This window comes from Nocardiopsis lucentensis DSM 44048 (assembly GCF_000341125.1).
Lineage (GTDB): Bacteria > Actinomycetota > Actinomycetes > Streptosporangiales > Streptosporangiaceae > Nocardiopsis > Nocardiopsis lucentensis.
Genome location: NZ_ANBC01000894.1, coordinates 1 through 2,713, shown reverse-complemented (window position 1 = coordinate 2,713; position 2,713 = coordinate 1). Strand labels below are relative to the sequence as shown.

Annotated in this window: 2 protein-coding genes and 1 pseudogene; 2 read left to right on the top strand and 1 reads right to left on the bottom strand. The window is 70.0% G+C overall.

Going from position 1 to position 2,713, the window contains the following annotated elements:
• On the bottom strand, positions 1 to 581 hold a 581-nt coding region (locus tag D471_RS37080; RefSeq protein ID WP_040692058.1), incomplete at its 3' end, for an AMP-binding protein.
• Between the two features lie 197 nt (positions 582 to 778).
• Between D471_RS37080 and D471_RS0130515 the strand changes: the two genes are divergently transcribed.
• Both D471_RS0130515 and D471_RS37075 read left to right on the top strand, forming a co-directional pair.
• A complete protein-coding gene (locus D471_RS0130515) occupies positions 779 to 1,591 on the top strand; it encodes a Fic family protein (protein WP_026128246.1) in 813 nt (270 codons plus the stop codon).
• A 915-nt stretch (positions 1,592 to 2,506) separates the two neighbouring features.
• Positions 2,507 to 2,713: pseudogene (locus D471_RS37075) on the top strand (septum site-determining protein Ssd); the annotation flags it as partial.

The following is a 2,713-nucleotide window of genomic DNA, read 5'->3' as shown; positions in this document are numbered from 1 at the left end:
TCGGCGGTGACGACGAGCTTGGCCTGGCTGTCGTCGAGCCGCTGTCCGAGGGCGTCCACGGAGAACCCGCCGAAGACGACCATGTGGACCGCGCCGATGCGGGCGCACGCGAGCATGGCCACGACGGTCTCGGGGATCATCGGCATGTAGATGGCCACCCGGTCGCCCTTGCGCACCCCGAGCCCGGTCATCGCGTTGGCCGCCTGGCAGACCATGTCCTTGAGCTGGGCGTAGGTGATCGTCCGGGTGTCCCCGGGCTCGCCCTCCCAGTGGTAGGCGACGCGGTCGCCCAGCCCGGCCGCCACGTGCCGGTCGACGCAGTTCACGGAGGCGTTGATCTTCCCGCCGTCGAACCACTTCGCGAACGGCGGGTTCCAGTCCAGGACGGTGTCCCAGGGGCGCTCCCACTGGAGCCTGCGCGCCTGTTCCTCCCAGAACCCGAGGCGGTCCTCGGCCGCGGCGGCGTAGGCGTCGGCCTTCACGTTGGCCTGGGCGGCGAGGTCGGCCGGCGGCGGGAAGCTGCGGGTCTCGTGGAGAAGGTTGGACAGTGTCTCCTGGCTCGGGGGAGTGCTGTCGGCCACTGTGATTCTCCTTACGTCGACGGTTCACACCCAATTAATCATGTGGTCCATACCACTGGAACCACCGGGGCGGAATCCAGCGGCGGGGACCGAGGGGCACGCGGCGAACGGTCGGTGAACGGTCGCCGCGGCGCGATGAGCGGTCAGGGCCGGCTGGTGTGGGCGCACGGTATTACCGGCGCGTAGTGTTGGTGACCGTGAGCGAATCGACTTCCGCCTCCCTGTCCGACCCGCTGAAGCGGATCGCCGAACTGCCGGGCGTCGCCGACGCCGTCGCCGAGACCCGCACGTTGGTCGACCGTCTGCTGGGGCACCGCATCCTGCGCCGACGCAGCAGCGACGTGTCCATGGAGTCCTCCCTGCGGGGCGCGTGCGCGTCGGCCGCGCTGGAGGGCGCCGAGGTCTCGATGGACGAGATCCGCGCGGGCCACGTGTACGACACCCGGATCAAGGGCGCGCTGCGCGTGTCCGGTGAGCTGGGCGGTCTGGTGGACACCTGGCCCAAGGCCCCGCGCCAGGCCCTGGCACGACTGCACACCCTGGCCGCGGCGGACGCGATCGCGGAGGAGGCGCTGGGGCGGCCGCGGCTGCCCGGTGAGCGCGTCGAGGACCCGATGGAGCTCGGCCGGGTGCCGGACCCCCAGACCGCGCTGGCGCGGATGGAGGGGCTGTACTCGCTCCTGGGCGCGCGTTCGTCCGTCCCCGCGCTGGTGACGTCCGCGCTGGTGCACGGGGAGCTGATGGCGATCCGCCCGTTCGGCTGGGGGGACGGCCTGGTCGCGCGCGCCGCGGAGCGGCTGACGCTGGTGGAGCGGGGGCTGGATCCGAAGTCGCTGGTCCCGTCCGAGCTGGGGCACCAGGTGCTGCGGGAGGAGTACGGTCCGGCACTGCGCGGATACATGGAGGGCACCCCTGAGGGCGTGGCCGAATGGGTCGTCTACTGCTGCCGCGCCGTGCGGGCGGGCGCACAGGACTCCCTTGCCACGTGTGAGGCGCTCAAACGCGGTTGAGTGGAACGTCGCGCGTGACCGAGCGGATCCGAAACTCCAGAGTTCACGGGGTCGTTCATTTACCGACCAGTAGTCATCGTGGGATACCAGTTCGGTCACGCTTGTTCGCGGACGAATGTTTCGGGATTGCTTCACGCAGATGAGGGCATGCGCGAACGGCGCCCCGCCTCCTCTTGCGGGGCGCCGCCTCCGGCGCGTCCCACCGGGTTAGCAAGCATCCATTTTTCTAGTCTGACCAGGCCGTTCAACCTCAAGTCTGGCCTAGACAGCCCTTACCGGGCCGAGTGGTGCGTGGGTTCCCAGCTGCCGCGTCGGGGTGGATCTTCGCCACCAACCTGCTTTCTTTCTACGGCTCGGTTCATCCTCCGAAAAGACGGTTGACCCAAGTTTTTCTCATCGATTCCCGAACCGATACACGGAGGCGCGTGGTAACGTCGTCACCGGCGTTCGATCGAGGGCCAGCCACGCCACAACGGCTCAAGGCGGAATCCCCACTGAGCGGCTGTTGTCCCGACACATTCCGTGTCCCGTCGGCGTGATCGCTCCTCGGAGAACGAGTACGTTTCCAGGTCCTTCGGTGGTCGTGGGGCGCTGTCCCCGCGAACCCTCCCGGAGAGCGGACCCGGTCCTATCCCCCCCAGGACCGGCCCTGAGGAGACGGCTCCCCTCTCCCCCTCCGGGGGCCGTCACCGCGTCCGCTCCACTCGCCTGTCGGGTAGGGATGCGTGTCCGCCCCCGTAAGCACGCATCCCTCCCGTCGGGTGTGTGGCCTGACGCCCCCGGGCCCGCGGCGGAGGCCCTCCGGGAAGGCGCTGATCGCCGCCCGGCGGAGTTGTCCACAGATACGGATCGGGTCTTTCGGGACGGATCTCGTTCGGCGATGGTCGAGGTGAACCCCTCGACCTCGGAGACGCCATGGACGCCCGGTCCCGCCCCCTGCTCGCCACCGACGACCCCATCCTGCTCGACGACCTGCTGAGGCTGGCCACGGCCGCGTCCGTCGAGGTCGCAGTCGCACGCTCGGCGGTTCAGGCCCTGCGCTCCTGGTCGCGGGCCCCGCTGGTGGTCGTCGGCGCCGACCTGCTCCCGCCTCTGGCCGCGGCCGACGCTCCGCCACATCCC